At 71.0% G+C, this 23869-nt stretch carries 18 protein-coding genes; 10 read left to right on the plus strand and 8 right to left on the minus strand.

Going from position 1 to position 23869, the window contains the following annotated elements:
• Positions 1-165: 165 nt before the first annotated feature.
• Positions 166-1290 carry a cellulose-binding domain-containing protein gene (locus OG439_RS14820; protein WP_326949937.1) on the plus strand — a complete coding sequence of 375 codons (1125 nt, stop codon included), beginning with the start codon at positions 166-168 and terminating at the stop codon, positions 1288-1290.
• On the opposite strand, the gene mgrA is transcribed toward OG439_RS14820, so the two are convergent.
• Complete coding sequence (gene mgrA, locus OG439_RS14825) at positions 1287-2279, minus strand: L-glyceraldehyde 3-phosphate reductase (RefSeq protein ID WP_326949938.1); 993 nt, start codon at positions 2277-2279, stop codon at positions 1287-1289. The genes OG439_RS14820 and mgrA overlap by 4 nt on opposite strands.
• 48 nt (positions 2280-2327) lie before the next feature.
• Positions 2328-3560, minus strand: coding sequence for an AGE family epimerase/isomerase (locus tag OG439_RS14830; protein WP_326949939.1), 1233 nt, complete (start codon positions 3558-3560; stop codon positions 2328-2330).
• Between the two features lie 186 nt (positions 3561-3746).
• Between OG439_RS14830 and OG439_RS14835 the strand changes: the two genes are divergently transcribed.
• On the plus strand, positions 3747-4808 hold the full coding sequence (locus OG439_RS14835; RefSeq protein ID WP_326949940.1) for a lytic polysaccharide monooxygenase: 1062 nt from the start codon (positions 3747-3749) through the stop codon (positions 4806-4808).
• A 54-nt stretch (positions 4809-4862) separates the two neighbouring features.
• Here the strand turns inward: OG439_RS14835 and OG439_RS14840 are convergent, their stop codons facing one another.
• Positions 4863-5879, minus strand: a complete 1017-nt coding sequence (locus OG439_RS14840) for a LacI family DNA-binding transcriptional regulator (RefSeq protein ID WP_326949941.1) — start codon at positions 5877-5879, stop codon at positions 4863-4865.
• Positions 5880-6073: 194 nt separating this feature from the next.
• Between OG439_RS14840 and OG439_RS14845 the strand changes: the two genes are divergently transcribed.
• Positions 6074-7345, plus strand: a complete 1272-nt coding sequence (locus OG439_RS14845) for an ABC transporter substrate-binding protein (RefSeq protein WP_326949942.1) — start codon at positions 6074-6076, stop codon at positions 7343-7345.
• A gap of 48 nt (positions 7346-7393) precedes the next feature.
• Positions 7394-7930 carry a GNAT family N-acetyltransferase gene (locus OG439_RS14850; RefSeq protein ID WP_326949943.1) on the plus strand — a complete coding sequence of 179 codons (537 nt, stop codon included), beginning with the start codon at positions 7394-7396 and terminating at the stop codon, positions 7928-7930.
• Here OG439_RS14850 and OG439_RS14855 read toward each other — a convergent pair.
• The 5 genes from OG439_RS14855 to OG439_RS14875 form a co-directional block, all read right to left on the minus strand.
• A complete protein-coding gene (locus OG439_RS14855) occupies positions 7914-8675 on the minus strand; it encodes a GH12 family glycosyl hydrolase domain-containing protein (RefSeq protein ID WP_326949944.1) in 762 nt (253 codons plus the stop codon). The two genes, OG439_RS14850 and OG439_RS14855, sit on opposite strands and share 17 nt — an antisense overlap.
• An 82-nt stretch (positions 8676-8757) precedes the next feature.
• Complete coding sequence (locus tag OG439_RS14860; protein ID WP_326949945.1) at positions 8758-10560, minus strand: glycoside hydrolase family 6 protein; 1803 nt, start codon at positions 10558-10560, stop codon at positions 8758-8760.
• 30 nt (positions 10561-10590) lie between these two features.
• Positions 10591-12027 carry a cellulase family glycosylhydrolase gene (locus tag OG439_RS14865; protein ID WP_326949946.1) on the minus strand — a complete coding sequence of 479 codons (1437 nt, stop codon included), beginning with the start codon at positions 12025-12027 and terminating at the stop codon, positions 10591-10593.
• 154 nt (positions 12028-12181) lie between these two features.
• Positions 12182-15097 carry a glycoside hydrolase family 48 protein gene (locus OG439_RS14870; RefSeq protein WP_326949947.1) on the minus strand — a complete coding sequence of 972 codons (2916 nt, stop codon included), beginning with the start codon at positions 15095-15097 and terminating at the stop codon, positions 12182-12184.
• Positions 15098-15745: 648 nt separating this feature from the next.
• Positions 15746-16741, minus strand: coding sequence for a LacI family DNA-binding transcriptional regulator (locus OG439_RS14875; RefSeq protein ID WP_326951552.1), 996 nt, complete (start codon positions 16739-16741; stop codon positions 15746-15748).
• 249 nt (positions 16742-16990) lie between these two features.
• On the opposite strand from OG439_RS14875, the gene OG439_RS14880 reads away from it, so the two are divergent.
• From OG439_RS14880 to OG439_RS14905, 6 genes are all read left to right on the plus strand, one after another.
• Positions 16991-18292, plus strand: coding sequence for an ABC transporter substrate-binding protein (locus OG439_RS14880; protein WP_326949948.1), 1302 nt, complete (start codon positions 16991-16993; stop codon positions 18290-18292).
• A 4-nt stretch (positions 18293-18296) separates the two neighbouring features.
• On the plus strand, positions 18297-19286 hold the full coding sequence (locus OG439_RS14885; RefSeq protein WP_326949949.1) for a carbohydrate ABC transporter permease: 990 nt from the start codon (positions 18297-18299) through the stop codon (positions 19284-19286).
• A complete protein-coding gene (locus OG439_RS14890; RefSeq protein WP_326949950.1) occupies positions 19283-20140 on the plus strand; it encodes a carbohydrate ABC transporter permease in 858 nt (285 codons plus the stop codon). The genes OG439_RS14885 and OG439_RS14890 overlap by 4 nt, the downstream gene beginning before the upstream one ends.
• 2 nt (positions 20141-20142) lie before the next feature.
• Positions 20143-21564, plus strand: coding sequence for a GH1 family beta-glucosidase (locus tag OG439_RS14895; protein WP_326949951.1), 1422 nt, complete (start codon positions 20143-20145; stop codon positions 21562-21564).
• Between the two features lie 127 nt (positions 21565-21691).
• On the plus strand, positions 21692-23458 hold the full coding sequence (locus OG439_RS14900) for an IlvD/Edd family dehydratase (RefSeq protein ID WP_326949952.1): 1767 nt from the start codon (positions 21692-21694) through the stop codon (positions 23456-23458).
• A 98-nt stretch (positions 23459-23556) separates the two neighbouring features.
• Positions 23557-23859 (plus strand): DUF3040 domain-containing protein, encoded by a 303-nt coding sequence (locus OG439_RS14905; protein ID WP_247052168.1) that lies wholly within the window; start codon positions 23557-23559, stop codon positions 23857-23859.
• Positions 23860-23869: the final 10 nt, after the last annotated feature.

Below are 23869 nucleotides of genomic sequence, written 5' to 3' on the forward strand. Positions count from 1 at the left end.
CTTTACAACGACGATACGGCGGGGTTACCTTCTCGTCGGCTGGAAGCGCTCCCATGCCAGGTCACGATCACCAGACCGTGACCACGAAACACCAGGGGCGCCGTGGCTTCCGCTACGGCGCCCCTGCTCGTGTCCGCTGTCCCGTTCACCGGGAAAGGAAGCCCGATGAAGAGGTTCGCCGGTGCCCTGGCCGGGCTCTGCCTCGCCGCGGCGGGCACCTCCGCGGTCCTCGCCGCGGGTCCGGCCGCCGCCGCCCCCGCCTGCGGCGTCGACTACCGCGTCGACCAGTGGGCGACCGGGTTCACCGCCCAGGTCACCGTCACCAACGGCGCCACCGCGCTCTCGTCGTGGACCCTCTCCTGGCATTACGCGGGCACGCAGGCCGTGACGTCGGCCTGGAACGCCACCGTCCACCAGTCCGGCACGGCCGCGACCGCGGAGAGCCTGTCCTACAACGCGTCCCTGCCCGCCGGCGGCACCGTGACGTTCGGCCTGCAGGGCACCTACTCCGGTACCAACCCGGTGCCCACCGACTTCGCGCTCAACGGCGTCTCGTGCGGTGGCGACGCCCCGCCCACTTCGACCACCACCACCACCACTTCTTCGCCGCCGCCCGCGGGGTGCGCCGACGTCTGCGACGACTTCGAGCAGCAGACCGGCACGACACCGGGCGGCCGGTGGACCGTCGGCGCGGCGAACTGCCAAGGCACCGGCACGGTCACCGTCGACAGCACGGTCGCGCACTCGGGCACCCGCTCGGTCAAGGTCACCGGGCAGGGCGGGTACTGCAACCACGCCTTCCTCGGCACGACGTTGGCCGCCGGGAGCGTGCGGTACGGCCGGTTCTGGGTCCGCCACACGACACCGCTGCCGGCCGGGCACGTCGCGTTCCTGGCCATGCGGGACACCGCCGACGGCGGCCGCGACCTGCGGGCCGGCGGCCAGAACCGGGCGCTGCAGTGGAACCGCGAGTCCGACGACGCGACCCTGCCCGCGCAGAGCCCGGCCGGCGTCGCCCAGAGCGTGCCGCTGGCCACCGGGACCTGGTCGTGCTTCGAGTTCGAGGTCGACGGCCCCGGCGGGCAGCTGCGCACCTGGCTGGACGGCGCCGAGGTACCCGGCCTGGTCGTCGACGGCGTGCCGACCCCCGACGTCGACCAGCAGTGGCTCGCCCGGGCCTGGCACCCGTCGCTCACCGACCTGCGCCTGGGCTGGGAGAGTTACGGCACCGACCCCGACACGCTGTGGTTCGACGACGTCGCCACCGGCCCCGCCCGGATCGGCTGCTAAGCCACGATGCGGTCGATCTCCGCCAGCTCCTCGTCCGTGAAGTCCAGGTTCGCCACCGCCGCGACCGTGTTCTCCAGCTGCGCGACACTGCTCGCCCCGATCAGCGCCGACGTCACCCGGCCGCGACGCAGGATCCAGGCGATCGCCAGCTGCGCCAGCGACTGGTCACGCCGTTTGGCGACGTCGTTCAGCGCGCGGATCCGGCCCAGGGTCTCCTCGGTGATCCGGTCCTGGGTCAGGAACGGGCTGGCCCCCGCGGCGCGGGAGTCGGCCGGGATGCCGTCCAGGTAGCGGTCCGTCAGCAGGCCCTGGCTCAGCGGCGAGTACGCGATCGAGGCGACGCCGTGCTCGGCCAGGGTGTCCAGCAGGCCGTCCTCGACCCAGCGGTTCAGGATCGAGTACGACGGCTGGTGGATCAGCAGCGGCGTGCCGAGCTCGCGCAACGCCCGCAGCGCGGCTTCCGTCTGCTCGGGCGAGTAGTTGGAGATGCCGGCGTAGAGCGCTTTCCCCGACCGCACCGCCGTGTCCAGGGCCCCCATGGTCTCCTCGATCGGGGTGTCCGGGTCCGGCCGGTGCGAGTAGAAGATGTCGAAGTGGTCCAGACCGGTGCGGGCCAGGCTCTGGTCCAGGCTCGCGAGGACGCTCTTGCGCGAACCCCACTCGCCGTACGGGCCGTCCCACATCAGGTAGCCCGCCTTGGACGACACCAGGATCTCGTCGCGGTACGGCCGGAAGTCGGCCGCGTAGTGCCTGCCGAAGTTCGCCTCGGCCGCGCCCGGCGGCGGGCCGTAGTTGTTGGCCAGGTCGAAGTGCGTCACCCCGAGGTCGAACGCCCGCCGCAGCACCGCCCGCTGGACGTCGAGGGGCTTGTCGTCCCCGAAGTTGTGCCACAGGCCGAGCGACACGGCGGGCAGCTTGAGCCCGCTGCGCCCGGCCCGCCGGTACGGCATGCCCGCGTAGCGGTCTCCGGCGGCGGCGAAAGGCGACATGGTTCTCCTTGTCGGGAGGGAAAAGGCTCCCGCAGTCTACGGGCGTGATCAGCTTCCTTCGGCGACCGCGCCCCGGTCGAGGGACAGCGCCCCGGCGAACGACACCCCCGGCGCCAGCACGGGCAGCAGCGTCGCCTGGTAGGCGTGGTAGACGTCCGGCTTCCCCGCCCAGACCGTCGCGGCGGGGTGGTTGCGCGGGTCCAGCTCGTGGTGCCAGGACCCGCGTTCGCGGTCGACGAAGCACGCTTCGGCGTGCTCGCACCACTCTTCGAACCGGGCCAGGTACTCCGGGTCGCCGGTCTCCTGGTGCAGCGTCCAGGCGGCGGCGATCGCCTCGGCCACCACCCAGTGGAGGCGGTTGCGGACCACCGGGACGCCGTCGAAGTCGGTCGTGTAGACGAAGCCCGGGTGGCCGTCGACGGCCCAGCCGTCCCGCACCGCCGTGGCGAACAACGCCTCCGCGTCCGGCAGCAGCCACTCGGGTGCCGCGGCGCCGAGCGCGCGCTTCAGGTGCACCGCCAGCCGGGACCACTCGAGCAGGTGCCCGATGGTGACCCCGAACGGGCGGAACGGGTGCGCGGGCTCGTCCCGGTTGAACTCCAGCCGCACGTGCCAGTCCGCGTCGTAGTGCTCCGGCAGGCGCCAGCCGTGCGCGCGGGCCTCGCCGTGCACCAGGTGCTCCACAATGGACAACGCGCGGGCGGCCCAGACCGGGTCGCCGGTGACATCGTTGACAGCGAGCAGCGCTTCGACGGTGTGCATGTTGGCGTTGGCGCCGCGGTAGGTCTCCAGGTGCGTCCAGCCGCGGTCCCAGACGTCGGCGACCCGGCCAGGCCCCGCTTCCCAGAACCGGCGGTCGACGACGTCGAGGGCTTCGGCCAGCAGCGCGTCCGCTCCGTCGGCTCCGGCGGCCACCGCGCTCGTGGCCGCCAGCACGACGAACGCGTGCTCGTACGCGCGTTTCTCCGCGTCCACCGGGCCGGCCGCGGTCGCCGTGGCGAACCAGCCGCCGTGCTCGGGGTCCCGCAGCAGCCCGGTCAGCGCCGCGACGCCGTGCGCGACCTGCGCGGCCGCCCCCGGCACGCCCTGCAACGCGGCGAGCGCGAAGACGTGCGTCATCCGGCAGGTGATCCACGTTTCGACGGGCCGGTCGAGGACCGGGTGCCCGCTGTCGTCGAGCCAGGCGAAGCCGCCCGCGGGGTGGGCCGCCGGAGCGGCGAAACCGAGCAGCCGGGCGGGTTCGGCCCGCACCCAGGCGGGAACCGAAGACGGAATGTCCACTTTCCGACAACCTTGCCTTTCTCGACCGGCCGGCCCGGGTGATCGGCCGCCTTTCCCAAGGTATGCCAAAGCTCGGGCGCGGGTCACCCGCCCCCTCGCCGGATGTTCCGCGAGCCGCCGCCACCGCGTACCCTGTAATGGGAGCGCTCCCAGTCTTCGACGCACGTACCCGACGAAGGGACCGACGTGACCAGGAGACGAAGTACGATCCTCGCCGCCGTCACCGTGTTGCTGGCGAGCCTGACCGCCGTGCTGCTGACCACGGGCACCGCCGAAGCGCACGGCGCGCTGATGAAACCGGGCAGCCGGACGTTCCTGTGCTGGCAGGACGGGCTGAGCTCGACCGGCCAGATCATCCCTCAGAACCCCGCCTGCTCGGCCGCGGTGGCCACCAGCGGCGCCAACTCGCTGTACAACTGGTTCGCCGTGCTGCGCTCCGACGGCGCCGGCCGCACCCGCGGCTTCATCCCGGACGGGAAGCTGTGCTCCGGCGGGAACCCGAACTACGCCGGGTTCGACCAGGTCGGCGACTGGCCGCTGACCCACCTCACCGCCGGGTCGGCGTTCGACTTCTCCTACAACGCGTGGGCCGCCCACCCGGGCTGGTTCTACACCTACGTGACCAAGGACGGCTGGGACCCGAGCCTGCCGCTGACCTGGGACTCGCTGGAAGACCAGCCGTTCCTGACCGTCGACCACCCGGCGGTGACCGGGCAGGTCGGGACCGTCGACGGCCAGTACAAGTGGACCGGCGCGCTGCCGTCGGGCAAGTCGGGCCGGCACGTCATCTACTCGGTCTGGAAGCGCTCCGACAGCGCCGAGACGTTCTACGGCTGCTCGGACGTCACGTTCGACGGCGGGCACGGCGAGGTCACCGGGGTGCACGACCCGGGCACCCCGACCACCACGCCGACGACCCCGACGTCGCCCCCGCCCACCGGCGGCTCGTGCATGGCGATGTACGAGATCACCAACACCTGGAGCGGCGGCTACCAGGCCACGGTGACGATCATGAACCACAGCACCACGGCGTACTCCGGCTGGCAGGCGGGCTGGACGCTGCCCACGGGCCAGACGGTCGGCAGCGTCTGGAACGGCACGCTGAGCCAGTCCGGCTCGGTGGTCACGGTCCGCAACGCGGATTGGAACGGCCGGATCCCACCGGACGGCGAGACCACCTTCGGCCTGGTCGTCAACACCACCGGCACCAACCCGGCCCAGCCGTCGCCCACCTGCCAGGGCACCTGACGCCGAAGTCCGTGAATGCCACATCGAGGGACGTAGTGTCCCTCGATGTGGCATTCACGGACTCGACGGGGCCGGGCCGGTGCTGCCGCGGGTGATCAGCGCCGGCGGGGCCGTGCGGACGTCGCCCGCGTCGCCGCCCGTCAGCAGGTCCCGCAGCGCCGACACCGCGAGCGCGCCGAACTCCGCGACCGGGCGCCGCACCGCCGTCAGCGCCGGGCGGACCAGGCGGCAGAGCACCGAGTCGTCCCACGCCACCACCGAGACGTCGCCCGGCACGGCCAGGCCCCGTTCGCGCAGCGCGGCGAGCCCGGCGACGGCGAGGACGTCGGTGTCGAACAGCAGCGCGGTCGGCGGCCGGGCCGCGGCCAGCAGCCGGGTGGTGGCACTCGCGCCGGCCTCGGCCGAGTGGTCCGTGTGGACGGTCCGGGCGGCGGGCAGGCCCAGCCGCTCCGCCGCCGCGGCGAACGCCTCGGCCCGCACCCGCGTCTGCACCAGCACCGCCGGCCCGGTGACCCACGCGACCCGGCGGTGCCCGAGCGCGGCCAGGTAGCCGAGGACCTCGCCGACCGCGGCGGTGTCGTCCACCCGCACCGACGGGACGCCCGGGCGGCCGAGCGGGCCGCCCAGCGCCACCGCCGGCAGGCCGATCCGCAGCAGCTCGGCGATCCGGTCGTCGTCGCGGCGCGGGCCGGTCAGCAGCACGCCGTCGGCCCGGCGCTCGCCGTGCCAGCGCCGGTAGACCTCCAGCTCGGTGGCGTGGTCCGGCGCGACCTGCAGGATCAGCGACGCCGGCCCGAGCTCGCGCTGGATCCCGGTGAGCAGGGCCAGGAAGAGCGGTTCGACGCCGAGGACGTCCGCGGGCCGGTCCAGCACCATCCCGACCGCACCGGCCCGGCCGCCGGACAAGGCCCGCGCGGTCTCGCTCGGCGCCCAGCCCAGCTCCCGGGCGATCGCGGTGATCCGGTGCCGGGTCGCCTCCGAGACGCCGGGGCGGCCGTTGAGGGCGTAGGAAACGGCCCCTTTGGACACCCCGGCCTCGCGGGCGATGTCGGTGATCGTCGGACGCTTCATCGCGCTCCTCCACTGGACCCGTTGCGCCACAAGAACTCGACGCCAGGGCTTGACCGATTCATCGCGTACCCGTGTCCGTCCGGACACCCGCAGTCGCCCACCTTGACACCCGTCGGCCACGGAAACAAGACTCGCCACGGGAGCGCTCCCACCCTCGTGTGCGAGCGCGAGTCGCGAATCGGGAGTGCGCACACGTGAGGAAGATCCGAAGAACACTGGCGGCCGCCACGGCCGCCGTCCTGCTGGTCCTGACCGGGGGCTGCGGCCCCGCCACGCCCGAGCGCTTCACGCTCACGCTGGCGACGTTCGGGCAGTTCGGCTACGACGACCTGATCCCGGGGTACGAGTTCACCCACCCCGGGCTCACCATCCGCCAGGTCCGGACCGAGCAGGGCGGCCCGTACCACCAGGACCTGCTGGCCAAGCTGCAGAGCGGGCAGGGCCTCGCCGACGTCCAGGCCGTCGAGGAAGGCCACCTCGCCGACGTGCTCGCGCAGTCGGCGAAGTTCGCCGACCTGGCCGCGATCGGCCCGCCCGACGTCAAGCCCGGGCGCTGGCTGGAGTGGAAGTACGAGGCCGGGATCGGCAAGGACGGCAAGCTCGTCGGCTACGGGACCGACATCGGCCCGCTCGCCATGTGCTACCGCAAGGACCTCCTCGAGGCCGCCGGCCTGCCGACCGACCCCGGCTCGGTGAAGACGATGTTCGCGACCTGGGACAGCTACTTCAAGGCGGGCGAGCGGTACGTCAAGCGCTCGAAGGGCAAGGCGTGGTTCGACTCCGCCGCGCAGAACTTCAACGCCATGGTCAACCAGCTCCCGGTCGGCTACCTCGACCGGCAGGACCGCCCGACGTTCGAGACGAACACCGCGCTCGCGGCCGCCTGGAACCAGGTCACCACCGCCGTCCGGCAGGGCCAGTCGGCCGGGCTGACGGCCTTCGCCGACGACGGGAACGCCGGTCTGCGCGCCGGGACGTTCGCGACGAAGGTCTGTCCTTCGTGGATGCTCGGCGCCATCGAGCAGCAGGCCGGGCTGGCCAACGCGGGCAAGTGGGCGATCACCGACGCCTTCCCGGACGGCGGCGGCAACTGGGGCGGCTCCTACCTCACGGTGCCGGCGACCAGCCCGCACCAGAAGGAGGCCGCCGCGCTGGCCGCCTGGCTCACCGCGCCGGAGCAGCAGCTGCACGCGTTCCGGGCCAGCGGGAACTTCCCCAGCCAGGTCGACGCCTTCACCTCGCCCGACCTGCTCAGCGAGATGAACGGCTACTTCGGCGGCGCGCTGAGCGGGCAGGTCTTCGTCGCGCAGGCCCGCAAGGTCGGGAAGCCGCAGTACAAGGGCCCGGGTGACGGGAAGATCCAGGAGACGGTCGTCGCGCCGGCGCTCAAGGCCGTCGAGCAGGGTGCGGACCCCGCCGCCGTCTGGCAGCAGGTGAAGCTGGGTGCGGCCCAGGTCGTGCCCTGACCGGAAATCCGGTGGAACGCACGCACCGGAGCGGGCAGGGTGCCGGGTATGACGACTCCCCTGCCCGCGCCCTGGCCGCACCTCGGGATCCGGCGTCCCGGCCCGGCCGACCACCTGCCCGTGCTGGCCGTCCTCGACGACTGGTGGGGCGGCCTCGGCGGCGAGGAGGGCATGCGGCAACGGGCCCTCCTCCTGCCGAAGCTGATGTTCCAGCACTTCGGCGACAGCAGTTTCCTGGTGACGGCCGACGAGCGGATCGTCGCGTTCCTGATCGGGTTCCTGTCGCAGTCGCGGCCGGACGAGAGCTACATCCACTTCGTCGGCGTCGACCCCGCGGAGCGCGGGAGCGGGCTGGGCGCGGAACTCTACGAGCGGTTCTTCGCCCACAGCCGGGCGCACGGACGCACGGTGGTCCGGGCGATCACGTCGCCGCGGAACAGTGGTTCGCACGCGTTCCACACCAGGATGGGGTTCGTCACCGAACCCGGGCCGGCGGAGTTCGAAGGGCGGCCGGTCCAGCCCGACTACGACGGGCCCGGGCTGGACCGGATGACGTTCCGGAAGGACCTCAGCCCGACAGGCTGAACGTCTTCACACCCAGCCCGGTCTGGCCCTGCCACGGCTCGAAGCCGAACTGGACACTCGTCAGGTACCAGGCGTCGCTGATCTTGCCCCGGTTCACCGCGTCGCGGGTGAACTCCGTGAGGTTGACGCCGAGGCTGTCGGTGCCGCTGGTCCGGACGTAGGAGATGACGTTCCAGCCGATGTTGCCGAACCAGACGTTCCACGTCGCGCCCGCCAGCTGCGCGGTGCCGATGACGCTGCCGACCGGCTGCGGGGCCCCGCGGTGGTTGCCCCAGATCATCACCTCGGCGCCGGTGTTCTGCCCGGCCGGGTTGGGCGCCGGGTCGTACCAGACGTCGTAGGAGGCATCCCACTGTCCGGCTTGGACGGTCGCGTAGTCCACCCGGGACGTCAGCGAGCCGAGCGAGCGGACCTGGCGGGGCAGGCCGCTGCCGGTGCTGCAGTTGCCGTAGTGGCAGCCGGCGTAGACCGACGGGTAGCTGCCCGGGGCGCCGTTCGTCGGCCGGTTGTGCGACGCCGTCGTCACGCTGAAGCCGGTGGCCGACACCGAGAGGCACTGGGTCGTGTCGTCACCCCAGTTGTTGTTCTGCACGATGTAGCGGCCGCCCTGGATGCGCAGCGAGCCGTACTTGTCGCACAGCTGCGTGTCCGCGGCCGCCGGTGGGGCGGTGAGCACGACACCGCCGGACAGCAGCACGGCCGTGGCTCCGAACGACGCCATTGTGGCTCGTAGCCGGTTGTTCATGGAGACTCCTTCCGGGTTGCGGACAGGTGGAAACCCGGGCCGGACGGCGGCTGCGCAGGCACCGCCCGGCCCGGGAGATCTGTTACTGCACCGCCGGGTAGGCGTTCTGGACCAGCTGCTCGAACTGGGCCTCGAACCACTTGCCCGCCAGCGGCGAGTTCGGCAGGGCACCGGTCAGGTTCCCGCCGTTGGCCTGGTCGCTGCCGTGGTAGGCCGGGTCGCACATCCCGTCGAAGCCCTTGCCCTCGTCGTTCGGGATCTGCTGGCTCGCGCCGTCGGACTCACCCGGCGGCTTGACCCAGACGTAGGCGTCGAAGTGCGCCGCGGGCGACGCGGTGGGCCGCACGCCCAGGCCGGCCCCGCTCTGGTTGCACCAGTTGCCGCGGTGCAGCCGCCGGTCGATCCGGCCGGAGTTCACGTAGCTGTCCACAGTGGACCCCGACGCGCCGGTGGGCCGGGCCGAGCCGCCCCAGCCGTTGCGGGAGGTGTCGATCAGCATGCCGATGCCGCTCGGCAGGCCCGCGGCGACGAACGCGTTGTACATCGCCGTGGCGAACGGCACCTCGGCGAAGTACGGGTTCCACTGGTAGAACGTGGCCGACCGGAGGGGCTGGCCGCCGACGTTGAGGCTCGAGTCCGGCAGGTTCGGCTCGGTGAGCGGGGTGTAGTTCGCCGTGTCGCTGATGAAGCCGTCGATGCTGTTCACCCCGGCGGTCGTCCCCTGGAGCGTCTGCTTGACCAGGTTGACGAACGGGCCGAAGTTGCTGTCCCAGCCCAGCCACGCCGAGTGCGCGATGTCGAGGTAGTTGTAGACGTTCGAGATCGCGTGCAGCTTGTTCAGCGCGTACTGGATGCCCTGGGTGTAGGCCCCGGTCGACTGCGCTTCGGCGCACTTGGCCGTCGCGGTGTTGGTGATCAGGTTGGGCAGCGAGTCCGGTTCGACGACCGCCACGACCCGCAGCGGCGCGTACTTCGAGTCCGACAGGATCGAGGCGATCGGGTCGATGTACTCGCTCTTGTACCGGGCCAGACCGCCCGAGCCCGCCTGCAGCTCACCGTTGGACGCCAGCGCCGCGCAGTCGCGGTTGGGCAGGTCGTAGACGACGATCTGGATCGTCACCGGCGTGCCGCCGCTGCTCTGGGCGAGCGCCGCGTCGAGGTGCCCGCGCAAACCGCGGGCGCTCGACGTGCCCTCGATCGCCGCGATCCGGTCCAGCCAGACGGCGGTGGAGGTGTTGGCCACCTTGGCCATCTGGGTGCCGAGCGTGCCGCCCTTGGCCGCGGCCGCCGCGGTCACCGACGCCGACCAGTCCGGGTTCACGTACCCCTTGGCCCCGGCGTACGGGTTGTCCACGTGCGTGCCCGCCGGGGGCGGCGTGGTCGGGGTGGTCGGGGTGGTGGGTGTCGTCGGCGTGGTCGGGGTCGTCGGCGTGGTGGTCGGGGTGCCCGTGCCGCCGTCGCAGTGGACGCCGTTGAGCGAGAACGACGTCGGAACGGCGTTCGTGCCGGAGTAGGAGCCGTTGAAGCCGAAGCTCGCGCTCGCGTTCGTCCCCAGCGTGGGGGCCCAGGTCGGGCTCTTCGCGCTGACGTGCTTGGCGCTTTGGCTGAACGTCGCGCTCCAGCCCTGCTGGACCTGCTGGTTGCCGCCGAAGTCCCATTCGACGTTCCAGCCGGACGTGATCGCGTCGCCCAGGTTGGTCACCGCGAGGTTCGCGGTGAAGCCGGTGTCCCACTGGTTGACGGTGTAGGTGACCTTGCAGCCGGTGGCGGCGACCGCCGGGCTGCCGCCGGCCACCACCAGACCGGCCACGACGGCCGCGGCCGTCACCGAGGAGGCCACGGCGAGCCGTGACTTCCTCCTCGCGGACCAGAATTCACTCTTCATCGAGTGTGCTCCTTCTGTTCTGTTGACGGGTCAGGTGGTGCACGCGGTCGCGCCGACGGCGAAGCCACTGGGGTTCGGGGTCGAGGCACCGGTCGCCTGGAAACCGATCGACGTCGAGGCGCCGCCGGCCAGGTCGGGCGCCCAGGTGGGCGCCTTCGCCGTCGCCTGCGCGCCGGACTGGGTGACGGTGGCGCCCCAGCCGCCGGTGATCTGCGTCCCGGACGCCGCGGTCCAGCCGAGCGCCCAGGTCTTCAGCGGGGTGGTGCCGGTGTTCTTCAGCGTCACGGAGGCGACGAAGCCGCCTTGCCACGTGTTGTCGACGTGGTAGGTGACGGCGCAGCTCACCGCGGGCGGCGGATCCGTCGTGCCACCGCCGCCGCCTCCGACCGGCGGGATCAGGTACGGCTGCAGGATCGCCTGCTTGGCCTGGTTGACGGTCGTCCAGTCGTCGTTGAGGATGCCGCCGGTGTCCCCGGAGTTCGGGTTCCACGACCAGTACGTGAAGCTCATCCCGGTGGTTCCGGTGCCGGCGTACTTCATCAGCTCCTGCAGCCAGACCTTGTCGCGCGGGTCGGCGAGCGTGGTGCCGAACTCGCCGAGCAGCACCGGCGCGATGTTCTGCTTCTGCAAGTAGCCGAAGAAGTGGTCCCACAGCGCGGGCAGGTTCGCCGGGAACGCCGGGTCGGAGAACCAGGGCTGGGCGAACACCGACGTCGCGTACTCGTGCGCCGAGTAGACCAGCTTGTCCGCTTTGGACAGTCGCACCGGGAACTGCCGCGCGCCGGAGAGGTTGCCGCCCCACCAGCCGCACTGCGGGTCGCCGGTGCCGCTGACGCAGTCGACACCCTCCACGATGACCAGCCAGTCCGGGTTCGCCGCGAGGACGGCGTTGCCGCCGCGTTCGGCGGCGAGGCGCCAGTCGGTCGCGGTGTCGCCGCAGCCCCAGCACGCGCCGCCGCCACCCTGGATCGAGTGCGGCTCATTGTGCAGGTCGGCGCCGATCACCGTGGTGTTGCCCTTGTAGTGCTGGGCGAGCATCGTCCAGTCGGACAGCCAGCGGCTTTCGGGGTACGCGCTGGTGTACCAGAGCGCGGACTGCGCGCCGGAGTCCGGCCGGTGCTGGTCGAGGATCACGCGCATGCCCTTGGTGCCGGCGTAGCCGATGATCTTGTCGAGCACCTGCAGCCCGGAAAGCCCTTGCAGGTCCGGGTTCTGGACGGCGTCGATGCTGTTCGGCTTGACGCCCGGGTCGAAGAGCTGGTTCGAGTACGGCAGCCGCAGCGTGTTGTAGCCGAGGCTCGCCATCTGGTCGAGCATGTCCTTGTAGTTGCGGCTCCACAGGCCGTGCGGCGAGTAGTTGCCGGTCTCGGCGCCGAACCAGTTGACGCCGGTCATCCGGACCGGCGCGCCGGTGGCGTCGACCAGCTGGGAGCCGGACGCGTGCCAGTACCCGGTGCCGGTGCCCAAAGCGGCACTTTCACGTGAAAGTGCCGTCCCCAGGTGGGCACTTTCACGTGAAAGTGCCGGGGCGGGGGCCGCGGTGGCCGGGGACGCCGTGAGAACGGCGCCCCCGACCAGTGCGGCGACCGCGAGTGCGAGCAGTCGCTTCATCGAGTGCCTTTCAGCCGAACAGGGCGACGTGGGCGGCGAACGCCGTGGCGATCTCCGACTGCGCCCAGAACCGGTGGTAGGTGAACGTCGGCGCGGCGCCACCGTCCAGGTAGGACTGGACCTTCGGCCACTGCGGGTCGTTCTTGTAGAAGGACCGCATCGAGGTGAACGTCGAGGACGCGTTGATCGGGTCGCCGTTCGGCATGGTCCCGGTCCAGCCCGCCGGGACGTAGGGCCCCTGGTCCGTGGTGGCGTTGTAGGCGTCGTCGAACCGGTTGTAGTCCGTCCGGGTCTCCGGCACCGCGATGCCCTGGGTGTCCGCGTTCGCCGACAGCGCCGTCAGCAGCTGCTCCCCCACCGTCTTGGCCTGGGCGTTGCCCGAGCCGGACGCGTAGTAGAGCAACGTCTTCGACAGCGAAGCCGCGACGCCGACGTCGGTGCTGTAGTTCTTCACCGTGACGTGCAGGCCGGTGTTGCCGCCCGGACTGGTGGCGTTCCAGGTGTCCGGCGCGCCGCTCCAGGTCAGGTCGGACGGGACCTGGAAGCTCCCGCCGGCCCCGACCGTGGTGCCCGCGATGGCCCACGGAACCCACTTGTCGAGGATCTTCTTGGCCCGGGCGTCCTTGGTGGCCTGGTAGTACTCGGCGATGCGTTCCATGCCCCAGGTCTGGAAGCCGAACCACTGGTTGCTCGGCGGGTCGTGCCAGACCGGCGCCTGGTCGTAGAACATGCCGTAGAACGTCGGCGTGCCGGACGGCGGCGTGCCGTACTGGCCTTCCCAGCTGTTCGTCGCGCCGCCGGCGAGGCCGCCTTCGGACGACTGGAGCCACTGCAGGAACTCCATCTGCCGGCCGAGGCTGGTCGCCCAGTCGCTCGCGCCGGTCGCCGACGTCACCTTCAGGCCGGCGTCGGCCGACAGCGCGTACGCGGCCAGCGGGTTCTGGTAGCCCTGGTGGGCCGCGCCGTCACCGATGCGCCACGCCCAGGCGCTGGACGAGTCCATCGACCCGCCCCAGGCGTAGTACCAGGAGATGAGGTAGTGCTCACTGTCCTTGCCGCTGCCCGCGGGGCAGCTACTCGGGTTGACGCAGTTGCCGATCTTCTTGAAGTACTTGTCGAACAGCGAGTACCGGAGGTAGTCGCCCATCTTCGACGCCTTCTTCACGACGGCCGCGACGTCCGAGCCCTTGCCCTGCGCGGCGGCCCACTTCTCGGCCTGGAACGCCACCTGCACAGCGCGGGCGTCCGCGTCGGGCGCGTCGGTGTACTTCCACTGCTTCGCGTACGACGAGTCGCCGGTGAACAGGTCGAGGTAACCGTTCTTGCCGCCGAACTTCAGGACGTCACAGCTGGGCTGGGTGACCGTCTCCCAGACCGACTCCTGCGAACCGCGCTGGAAGGTGTTGATGAACGCCGGCGCGGTGTTCGTGCCGTCCTCGCAGTGGCCGAACTTGTAGATGTTGTCGACGTCGAGCAGCCAGTGCATGCCGTAGACGTCCGGCGAGCCGTAGGCGGCCTTCAGCTCGGCCGCGATCGGGTCACTGCCGACGGCCACGCCGGTCTGCAGCTGCGAGGGGTAGGACTTCGGGCTCGGGTACTCCGCCGCATAGGTGGCCGGCTTGCTCGCGTTGTAGCCGGAGTTGCCCGGCTGGTCGGCCGCGGACGGGATCGCGTAGGTCTCGATCGACGTCCACGCCGCGTTGAACGGCGTCCAGTCCCCGGTGATCTGCCCGTAGGAGGCCTCGAGCCAGAGGTAGTAGCTGAACGCCTCCGACGTCGTCTCGTGGCCGTAGTCCGGTGCTTCCACCATCAGCGTCTCGATGGAGTGGTAGGGCACCAGGATGTTCCCGAACTTGCGGAAGTAGCCGTTGTTCGGGTCCTTGATCTTGTTGTACTGCTTGAGGAACTCGACCTGGTAGTCCGATGTGGACGCCGAGATCTCGCTGACCGTCACCGTCGCCGCGGTGTAGCCGTTGCTGCTCGCGGTGAAGGTCGCGCTGCCGAGCGCTCCCCCGTTGTCGGCGCTCTTCACGGTGACGTTCTGGGCGGTGCTCCAGTTCGCCGGGGTGAAGGTGAGGCTCGTGGGGGTGGCCGTCAGGTCGGAACTGCCGGTCTTGGCGATCGCCACGGTGACGGAGCTCGTCGGGGCGCCGGCGAGGGTGACGCCGAAGGTCGTCGTGCCGCCCTGCTTGACCTGCGCGGTCGCCGGGGTGGCGACGATCGTCGGACCGGAGAGCACCTTGACGCTGACCGGGTTCGACGTGGTGGACGCGTTCTTGTTGTCGTAGGCCTTGGCCGTGATCGAGTAGGTCCCGGCGGGGACGTTGCCCCAGCTGCCCTCGAACGGCGCGGCGGTGTCGGTGGCCAGCAGCGTGTCCCCGGCGTAGAACTCGACCTTGCCCACGGTGCCGTCGGTGTCGGCCGCGGTCGCGGCGAGCGGGATCGTGGCCGGGGCGTAGTAGGTGCCGGTCGACGTCGGCGACGTCAGGCTGACGGTCGGGGCCTTGTTGGCGCCGGTGCAGGCGGAGCCGTTGACGGAGAAGTCCGTCGGCGGCCGGTTGGCGGACCCCTTGGTGCCGTTGAAGCCGAAGGAGGTGCTGGCCCCCGTCCCGAGGTGGCCGTTGTAGGAGAGGTTCGTCGCCGTGACCGCGGCGCCGGTCTGGGCGAAGGTGGCGCTCCAGCCTTGCTGGACCTTCTGGCCGTCGGGGAACGTCCAGCCGACCTGCCAGCTGTCGAGCGCGGCGCCGTCGTTCCGCAGTGAAACGCTGGCCGTGAACCCGGTGTCCCAGTCGTTGGTGGTGTAGGTGACGGAGCAGGCCACGTCGGCGGCGAGGGCCGGTGGCACGGGGACGAGCAGGGCGGCCAAGACCACCGAACTCGCGACCAGCGGCAGTACGCCGGCCTGGATGGGATGAGGGGAACGCATGGCTGCGGAACTCCTTTGTCCGTAGGGAGCCAGCGATCTGGGAGCGCTTCCAGGCGCAGACGGTAGCCAGCGGGAAACACCCCTGTAAAGAATCGAGTCAGAAGCACACCGTCATCGACGGCCTCGACGTTGCCGACCCGCGAGTAGTCAGCCCGCTGAACACTCCTGAACGGCCCCACCCGTTCGTCACCCCGTCACCCGACCGGCCCAGCCGCCCGGTCACCCGCCGTGCGTTTCGGGCACCGGCTTGCGCCAAAGGCGTACACCTGGACTAGGAGCGCTCCCAGGCTCCACGGCCCACTACTCGCCACCGTGTCGTCCTCCCCGCTGCGCGTGTCGTCGGTCCCGGTGCGTCGTGTCGTCCCCCGGATCACGCGTGTCGACCCTCCAGACACGTGAGCCGACCCTCCAGACACGCGAACCGACCGTCCAGGCACGCGAGTTCGCCCCTTCCGGCCGTGCGGGAAGGGGCATCACCCGTGATCAGCGGGGCATCACCCGTGATTGGGGAGGCATCACCCGTGATCAGGAGGTCGACACGCGTGATCGAAGGGACGACACGGCGCTGCGGGCAGGCGGCACACGTACCCAGGGGGTCGGCACGCGTACCTGCAGGGTCGGGTTGCGTGCCTGGACGACACGGGTTGGTCAGCTGGAGCCGCGGATGGCCAGGGAGACCGGGAGGACCTGCTGGCGGGGCTTCAAAGCCTGGTCGTCGAGGAGCTGCAGCATGGTCTCGACCATGGCGTGGACCTGCTCGCGCGGGTCCTGGTGCACGGACGTCAGGGGTGGGTCCATGGCCGGGGCGAGGGTGGCGTTGTCGTCGAAGCTGACCACCGCGACGTCGGCCGGGATGCGGCGGCCGGCCGCGTCCAGCGTGCGCAACGCGCCCACCGCCATCATGTCGCTCGCGACGAAGACCGCGTCGAGGTCCGGGTGGCGGGCGAGCAGCGCGGACATCGCGTTCGCGCCGCCCGAGAGCGTGAAGTCGGCCTCCGCGGCCAGGTCGACGGGATCGAGGCCGGCGTCGAGCAGGGTCTTGCGCCAGCCGGCCAGCCGGTCGATCGCGGCGCTCTGGTCCTGGGGGCCGGCGATCGTGCCGATCTTGCGACGGCCGGACGCGACCAGGTGTTCCACGGCCAAGCGCGCGCCGCCCTCGTTGTCGAAGTCGACGACGTGGACGCCGCGGCGGATGCCCGCCGCCTGGCCGCCGAACACCACCGGGATGCGCAGCAGCCGCAGCGCCTTGGGCAGCGGGTCGGCCCGGTGCGGGGCGAAGACCAGCGCGCCGTCTACGTGGCCGCCTTCGAGGAACCGGACGGTCTTGCTCAGGTCCTCGCGGGTGTCGCTGAAGATCAGCACCATCTGCCGGCCGATGTCGGCGAGCTCGCGGTAACCGGCGCGCATGACGGCCGTGCGGTACGGGTCGTCGAGCAGCCGGGCCTCCGGCTCCGAGAGCACCACCGCGATCGCCCCGGTCCGCCGGGTGACCAGCGAACGGGCCGCCTGGTTCGGGGAATAGCCCAGGTCACGGGCCGCGGCCTGGACCTTTTCCCGCGCCGCCGCGCTGACGTACGCGTCGTCGTTCAGCGCCCGCGACGCCGTCGACCGCGACACGCCGGCGAACGCCGCGACGTCCTCCAGCGTCGGCCGCTCTTCATCCCCTGCTCGAGGCCCCACGGCACCGCCCTCGCTCACCACACCCACCCGGACGCCCCCAGCTTATCGCCCGCGCGTCCCAGGGTCCGGGAGCGCTCCTCGCAGGAAACGCTCCGGTTACAGCCCCTTGACACCGCTGGAGGCCCCAAGCAGACTCTGCGACACCTGGGAGCGCTCCCAGAACGGCTCCCAGCAGTGAGAGCGCTCATTCCCGTCAACAAGGTGGTTGAACACGTGAGAACGATCCGGAACGGCCTGGTCCTCGCACTGGGCATCACGATGACGGCGCTCGGCGCCACGGCCTGCGGTGGCGGCGGTGACGAGACGCCGGCCGCGGCGGGCCCGAACGAACACGTCGACCTGACGCTGGCGACGTTCACCGAGTTCGGCTACGAGGCACTCATCCCGGAATACGAGCGGCTGCACCCCAACATCAAGATCACCCACCGCAAGACCGGCCAGGGCGGGCCCTACCACCAGGACCTGATCACCAAGCTGGCCGCGGGCTCGGGCCTCGCCGACGTCACGGCGGTCGAGGAGGGGCACCTGTCCGACGTCCTCGACAAGGGCTCGAAGTTCAACGACCTGACCAAGATCGGCCCCGCCGACGCCTCCCCCGACCGCTGGCTCGGCTGGAAGTACGACGCCGCGAAGACCAAGGACGGCAAGCTCATCGGCTACGGCACGGACATCGGGCCGCTCGCCATGTGCTACCGCAAGGACATGTTCGCCGCGGCCGGTCTGCCGACCGACCCCGAGCAGGTCAAGCCGCTGTTCGCCACCTGGGACAGCTACTTCGCCGCCGGCGCCGACTACGTGGGCAAGAGCAAGGGCAAGGCCTGGTTCGACTCCGCCGCGCAGAACTTCAACGCGATGGTCAACCAGCTCCCGCAGGGCTACATCGGCAGCGACGACAAGCTCGCCGTCGAGGGCAACCAGGGCATCAAGGACGCCTGGACCAAGGTCACCGACGCCGTCGCCAAGGGCGAGTCGGCCAAGCTGACGGCGTTCAGCAACGAGTGGAACTCCGGCTTCAAGCAGGGCGCGTTCGCCACGAAGGTCTGCCCGGCGTGGATGCTCGGTGTGATCAAGGAGCAGGCCGGCCCGGAGAACGCCGGCAAGTGGGCGGTCACCGCGGCCTTCCCCGGTGGCGGCGGCAACTGGGGCGGGTCGTACCTGACCGTGCCGACGCAGTCGAAGCACCCGAAGGAGGCCGCCGAGCTCGCGTCCTGGCTGACCGCCCCGGAGCAGCAGATCAAGGCGTTCCAGGCCAAGGGCACCTTCCCGAGCCAGGTCAAGGCGCTCTCGGACCCCGCGCTGCTGAGCCAGACCGACGCCTACTTCGGTGACGCCAAGGTCGGCGAGCTGTTCGCCGAGCAGGCCAAGAAGGTCCAGAAGCCGCAGTACAAGGGCCCCGGCGACGGCCAGATCCAGGAGAACGCGTCGAGCCCCGCCCTGCAGGCGGTCGAGCAGGGCAAGCCGGCGGCGGACGGCTGGCAGCAACTGGTCGACGCGGCGAAGAAGATCACGCGCTGACCTCATGACCGTCATCGACAAGATCGCGCCGGAAAGGAGCAAGGCCGGGGAGCGCACGTCTCCCCGGCCCACCTTCCGGCACAAGCTGAGCCGGTGGGACGTCAAGGCATCGCCGTACCTCTACGTCGCACCGTTCTTCATCGTCTTCGGTGTCGTCGGGCTGTTCCCGCTGCTCTACACCGCGTACGTGTCGCTGTTCAAGTGGAAGGCCGGGGACGACAACCCGGACTTCATCGGCATCGACAACTACAAGGAGCTGTTCGCCGACGGGCAGTTCTGGAACGCGCTGGCCAACACCGTCAGCATCTTCCTGCTCTCCAGCATCCCGCAGCTCATCATCGCGATGGCGCTCGCGGCGCTGCTCGGCGGCCGGCTGCGCGGCGCGACCGGCTGGCGCGTCGGCATCCTGCTGCCGTACGCGGCCAGCCTCGTCGCGATCGGCATCATCTTCGCCAACCTGTTCGGCCCGAAGTACGGGCTGATCAACGGCGTGCTGCAGACCATCGGCCTCGACCCGGTCGACTGGCAGGCCAGCCGCTTCGGCAGCCACGTCGCGATCGCGATCATGGTGAACTGGCGCTGGACCGGCTACAACGCGCTGATCGTGCTGGCCGCGATGCAGGCCATCCCGAAGGAACTGCACGAGGCCGCGCTGATCGACGGCGCGGGGATGTGGCGGCGGTTCACCGCCGTCACGCTGCCGCTGCTGAAGCCGACGCTGATCTTCGTCACCATCACCTCCACGATCGGCGGGCTGCAGATCTTCACCGAGCCCAAGCTGTTCGACGCCATGCCCGGGTCGAACAACGGCGGTTCCACCAACCAGTTCCAGACCGTGACGCTCTACCTGTACCAATCCGCGTTCGAGAACTTCAACCTCGGGTACGCCTCGGCGATCGCCTGGGTGCTGTTCCTGATCATCGTGCTCATCGCGCTGGTGAACTTCTTCCTCACCGGCCGGCTGGCCCGCACCCCGGCGGTGAAGAAGAGATGACCACCATCCACAGTGGACTCCACAAGAGCGTCGCGACGCTCGGCAAGCCGCGCAAGGCGACCTACTGGGTGCTCGCCATCTTCGTGCTCGGCTCGCTGTTCCCGTTCTACTGGTCGTTCCTGGTCGCCAGCCGCGACAACGGGATGCTCACCGAGCGCATCCCGCCGTTCTTCCCCGGCGGGAACTTCTTCGCCAACGCGGCCCGGGTGTTCGACACCGTGCCGTTCTGGAAGGCGCTGGCCAACAGCGTCATCGTGTCCGGCACGGTCACGCTCACCACGGTGCTGTTCTCCTCGCTGGCCGGGTTCGCCTTCGCGAAACTCCGGTTCCGCGGCCGCAACGGGCTGTTCGTGTTCATCGTCATCACCCTCGCCGTGCCCACCCAGCTCGGCATCATCCCGCTGTTCATCGCCATGTCGAAGCTCGGCTGGGCCGGCGGGCTGCAGTCGGTGATCGTGCCCAACCTGGTCACCGCGTTCGGCGTGTTCTGGATGCGGCAGTACACAGTGGACGCGCTGCCGTACGAGCTGATCGAGGCCGCGCGCGTCGACGGCTGCAGCATGATCCGGATCTTCTGGAACGTCTGCCTGCCCGCGGTGCGCCCGGCGGCGGCGATCCTGGCGATGTTCACGTTCATGACGTCCTGGAACGACTTCCTGTGGCCGCTGGTGGTCCTGGACGCGGGCAACCCGACCGTCCAGGTGGCGCTGGAGAAGCTGCAGAGCGGTTACTACGTCGACTATTCGCTGGTGCTGGCCGGCACGACCCTGGCCACCATCCCGATCCTCATCGTCTTCCTCCTCCTCGGCCGCCAGATCGTGGCCGGGATCATGCAAGGTGCCGTGAAAGGGTGAACATGTCCGTACATCCCGACAGCGTTCGGGCGGAAAACGTTCGGGCGGAGACCGCGTTGATGTTCCCGCCCGCCTTCGTCTGGGGCGCCGCCACCGCGGCGTTCCAGGTGGAGGGGGCGACCACGGCCGACGGGCGCACCGACTCGGTCTGGGACGTCTTCGCGCGCCGTCCGGGTGCGGTCGTGGGCGGCGACACCGGGGACCCGGCGGCCGACCACTACCGCCGCTACGGCGAGGACGTCGACCTGATGCGCCGCCTGGGCCTGGGCGCCTACCGGTTCTCGCTGGCCTGGCCGCGCGTGCGGCCCGACGGCGGCGCCGCCAACGCCGCCGGGCTCGCCTTCTACGACCGGCTCGTCGACCGGCTCCTCGAGGCCGGGATCGAGCCGTGGGCGACGCTCTACCACTGGGACCTGCCGCAGGCGCTGGAGGAGCAGGGCGGCTGGACGTCCCGGGACACCGCGTACCGCTTCGCCGAGTACGCCGAGACCGTGCTGGCCCGCCTCGGCGACCGCGTCGCCAGCTGGTCGACGCTCAACGAGCCGTGGTGCGCGGCGATGCTCGGCTACGCGGGCGGCATCCACGCGCCAGGCCGCACCGACCACACCGCCGCCGTCGCCGCCACGCACCACCTGCTGCTGGGGCACGGGCTGGCGATGGACCTCATCCGGCGGCACGCGCCGGGCGTCCCGGCCGGGATCACGCTCAACCTGTACCCGGTCGCCGCGCACGACCCGGCGAACGCGAGCGACGTCTCGGCGGCCCGGCGGATCGACGGCCTGCAGAACCGGCTGTTCCTCGACCCGGTCCTGCGCGGCGGCTACCCGGACGACCTGGTCGAGGACCTCGCGCCGTTCGGGCTCGGCGAGGTCGTGCGGCCGGAGGACAGCGCGGTCATCGCGGCGCACGTCGACTGGCTCGGCGTGAACTACTACCGCGACTACCGCGTCGCGGGCCGCCCGGTGCCGGGCAGCGAGCCCGCGGGCCCGGAGTGGGTCGGCGCGGGCGACGTCCACTTCGTGCCGGACCCGGCCGCGCCCCGCACGGACTCCGGCTGGGAGGTCCAGCCGGCCGGGCTGACGGAGTCGCTGCTGCAGGTCCACCGGGGCTACCGCCAGATCCCGCTGTACATCACGGAGAACGGCGCGGCCTACCCGGACGTCGTCTCCGACGGCGGCGAGATCGTCGACACCGACCGCATCGCCTTCCTGGACTCCCACCTGCGCGCGGCGCACGAAGCCCTGGCGGCCGGCGTCGACCTGCGGGGCTACTTCTACTGGTCGCTGCTGGACAACTTCGAGTGGGCGGAGGGCTACGCCAAGCGGTTCGGCCTGGTCCACGTCGACTACGAGACGCAGACGCGGACGCCGAAGCGCAGCGCCCACTGGTACTCACGGGTGATCGGCCTCAACGGCCTGGGCTGACACCTCCGGGCCGCACCACCAGGAGGCACGCCGTGAGGGGCACCCTCAGGGACGTATAAGCCCTGAAGGTGCCCCTCACGGCGTTCACGCGACCGCGTCGGGGCGCGCGAGTGACAGACTGGCTGGTATGGGACTGCGCAGCGAAGCTTGGTTCAACAACCCCGACGACCCCGGGATGACCGCGCTCTACCTCGAGCGGTACATGAACTGGGGCCTGACCAGGGAAGAGCTGCAGTCCGGGAAGCCGATCATCGGGATCGCGCAGACCGGCTCCGACCTCACGCCGTGCAACCGGCACCACCTGCAGCTGGCCGATCGGACGCGCGAAGGGATCCGTGAGGCCGGCGGGATCGCGATCGAGTTCCCGGTGCACCCCATCCAGGAGACCGGCAAGCGCCCGACCGCCGCGCTGGATCGGAACCTCGCCTACCTCGGGCTCGTCGAGACGCTCTACGGCTACCCCATCGACGGCGTCGTGCTGACCACCGGCTGTGACAAGACGACGCCGGCGTGCCTGATGGCCGCCGCGACCGTGGACATCCCGGCCATCGTGCTGTCCGGCGGGCCGATGCTCAACGGCTGGCACAACGGCGAGCGCACCGGGTCGGGCACCATCGTCTGGAAGGCGCGCGAACTGCTCGCCGCCGGGGAGATCGACGACGCCGGGTTCATGGAGCTGGTCGCGTCGTCGGCGCCGTCACCCGGGCACTGCAACACGATGGGCACGGCCTCGACGATGAACGCGCTCGCCGAGGCGCTCGGGATGAGCCTGCCCGGCAGCGCGGCCATCCCGGCGCCGCACCGCGACCGGGCGCGGATGGCCTACCGCACCGGGCTGCGGATCGTCGAGCTGGTGCGGGAAGACCTGAAGCCGTCGGACATCCTGACGCGGGCGGCCTTCGAAAACGCCATCGTCGTCAGCTCGGCCATCGGCGGGTCCACCAACGCGCCGATCCACCTCTCCGCGATCGCCCGGCACATCGGCGTCGACCTGCCGCTGACCGACTGGCAGCGGCTCGGGCACGCCGTGCCGCTGCTGGTCGACCTGCAGCCGGCCGGCAAGTACCTCGGCGAGGAGTTCCACCGCGCCGGCGGGGTGCCGGCGGTGGTGCACGAGCTGATGCGGCACGGGCTGATCCACGAGGACGCGCCCACGGTCAACGGCCGCACGCTCGGCGACAACTGCCGCGACGCCGAGGCGGGCGACCGCGACGTCATCCGGACGTTCGACACCGCGCTGGTGGCCGACGCGGGCTTCCTCGTGCTGCACGGCAACCTGTTCGACGCCGCGATCATGAAGTCCAGCGTGATCTCGCCGGAGTTCCGGCGCCGCTACCTGGCGGGCGGGGTGTACGAGGGCACCGCGGTCGTGTTCGACGGCCCGGAGGACTACCACGCCCGCATCGACGACCCGGACCTCGGCGTCGACGAGGAGTCGCTGCTCGTCATGCGCGGGACCGGCCCGCTCGGCTACCCGGGCTCGGCCGAGGTGGTCAACATGCGCCCGCCGGCCGAACTGATCAAGCGCGGCGTGCACGAGCTGCCGTGCCTCGGCGACGGCCGCCAGTCGGGCACCTCAGGCTCGCCGTCGATCCTCAACGCCTCCCCCGAAGCCGCGGCGGGCGGCGGGCTCGCCGTGCTGCGGACGGGCGACCGGGTGCGCATCGACCTCACGGCGGGCACCGCGGACGTCCTGATCACCGACGACGAGCTCGCGCTCCGGCACAAGGAACTCGACGAAGCGGGCGGGTACCGGGTGCCCGAGTCGCAGACGCCGTGGCAGGAGATCCAGCGCTCGATGGTCGACCAGCTCTGCGACGGCATGGTGCTGCGCCCGGCCGTGGCCTACCAACGGGTGGCGGCGACAAAGGGGATCCCCCGTGACAACCACTGACGGTAGTGCCCGAACGCGGCACGTTCCCCGAAAGCGCTGCTTGGAAGCAGCGTCGCGGGGGTACCTGTGGGATAAGCCGAGGCCGAGGAGGACCCCCGATGCTGCCGGACCGTGAACGTCATGCCCTTCGCGAGATCGAGGCGGAACTGCTGGCGAGCGACCCCACGCTCGCCGACGTGTTCAGCGGTCGCGACATGCGGCAAGCCCGGCGCTGGAGCCTCCTGCTCATCCTGTGCGACATCACGGCGGTGGTGATGCTCGTCGTCGGCCTGTTCGCCCGGGACGCCTCGCTGGTGCTCTGGGGCACGGTCAGCGCGGGCGCGCTGGTGGCGTGGCACATCGCCCGTTCGGAGACGACCCGCAAGGCCACCACCGGCGACGCCGAGCCCGCCGCCCACTGAAGCGCGTTTC

Origin of the sequence: Amycolatopsis sp. NBC_01307 (assembly GCF_035975215.1) — a bacterium.
In the GTDB taxonomy this organism is placed as follows: Bacteria; Actinomycetota; Actinomycetes; order Mycobacteriales; family Pseudonocardiaceae; genus Amycolatopsis.

Excerpts from the sequence above, each read along its gene's own strand:
- OG439_RS14820 (WP_326949937.1), top strand. The coding sequence starts at position 166 with ATGAAGAGGTTCGCCGGTGCCCTGGCCGGGCTCTGCCTCGCCGCGGCG.
- mgrA (WP_326949938.1), bottom strand. The coding sequence starts at position 2,279 with ATGTCGCCTTTCGCCGCCGCCGGAGACCGCTACGCGGGCATGCCGTAC.
- OG439_RS14840 (WP_326949941.1), bottom strand. The coding sequence starts at position 5,879 with ATGAAGCGTCCGACGATCACCGACATCGCCCGCGAGGCCGGGGTGTCC.
- OG439_RS14850 (WP_326949943.1), top strand. The coding sequence starts at position 7,394 with ATGACGACTCCCCTGCCCGCGCCCTGGCCGCACCTCGGGATCCGGCGT.
- OG439_RS14855 (WP_326949944.1), bottom strand. The coding sequence starts at position 8,675 with ATGAACAACCGGCTACGAGCCACAATGGCGTCGTTCGGAGCCACGGCC.
- OG439_RS14860 (WP_326949945.1), bottom strand. The coding sequence starts at position 10,560 with ATGAAGAGTGAATTCTGGTCCGCGAGGAGGAAGTCACGGCTCGCCGTG.
- OG439_RS14870 (WP_326949947.1), bottom strand. The coding sequence starts at position 15,097 with ATGCGTTCCCCTCATCCCATCCAGGCCGGCGTACTGCCGCTGGTCGCG.
- OG439_RS14885 (WP_326949949.1), top strand. The coding sequence starts at position 18,297 with ATGACCGTCATCGACAAGATCGCGCCGGAAAGGAGCAAGGCCGGGGAG.
- OG439_RS14890 (WP_326949950.1), top strand. The coding sequence starts at position 19,283 with ATGACCACCATCCACAGTGGACTCCACAAGAGCGTCGCGACGCTCGGC.
- OG439_RS14895 (WP_326949951.1), top strand. The coding sequence starts at position 20,143 with ATGTCCGTACATCCCGACAGCGTTCGGGCGGAAAACGTTCGGGCGGAG.
- OG439_RS14900 (WP_326949952.1), top strand. The coding sequence starts at position 21,692 with ATGGGACTGCGCAGCGAAGCTTGGTTCAACAACCCCGACGACCCCGGG.
- OG439_RS14905 (WP_247052168.1), top strand. The coding sequence starts at position 23,557 with ATGCTGCCGGACCGTGAACGTCATGCCCTTCGCGAGATCGAGGCGGAA.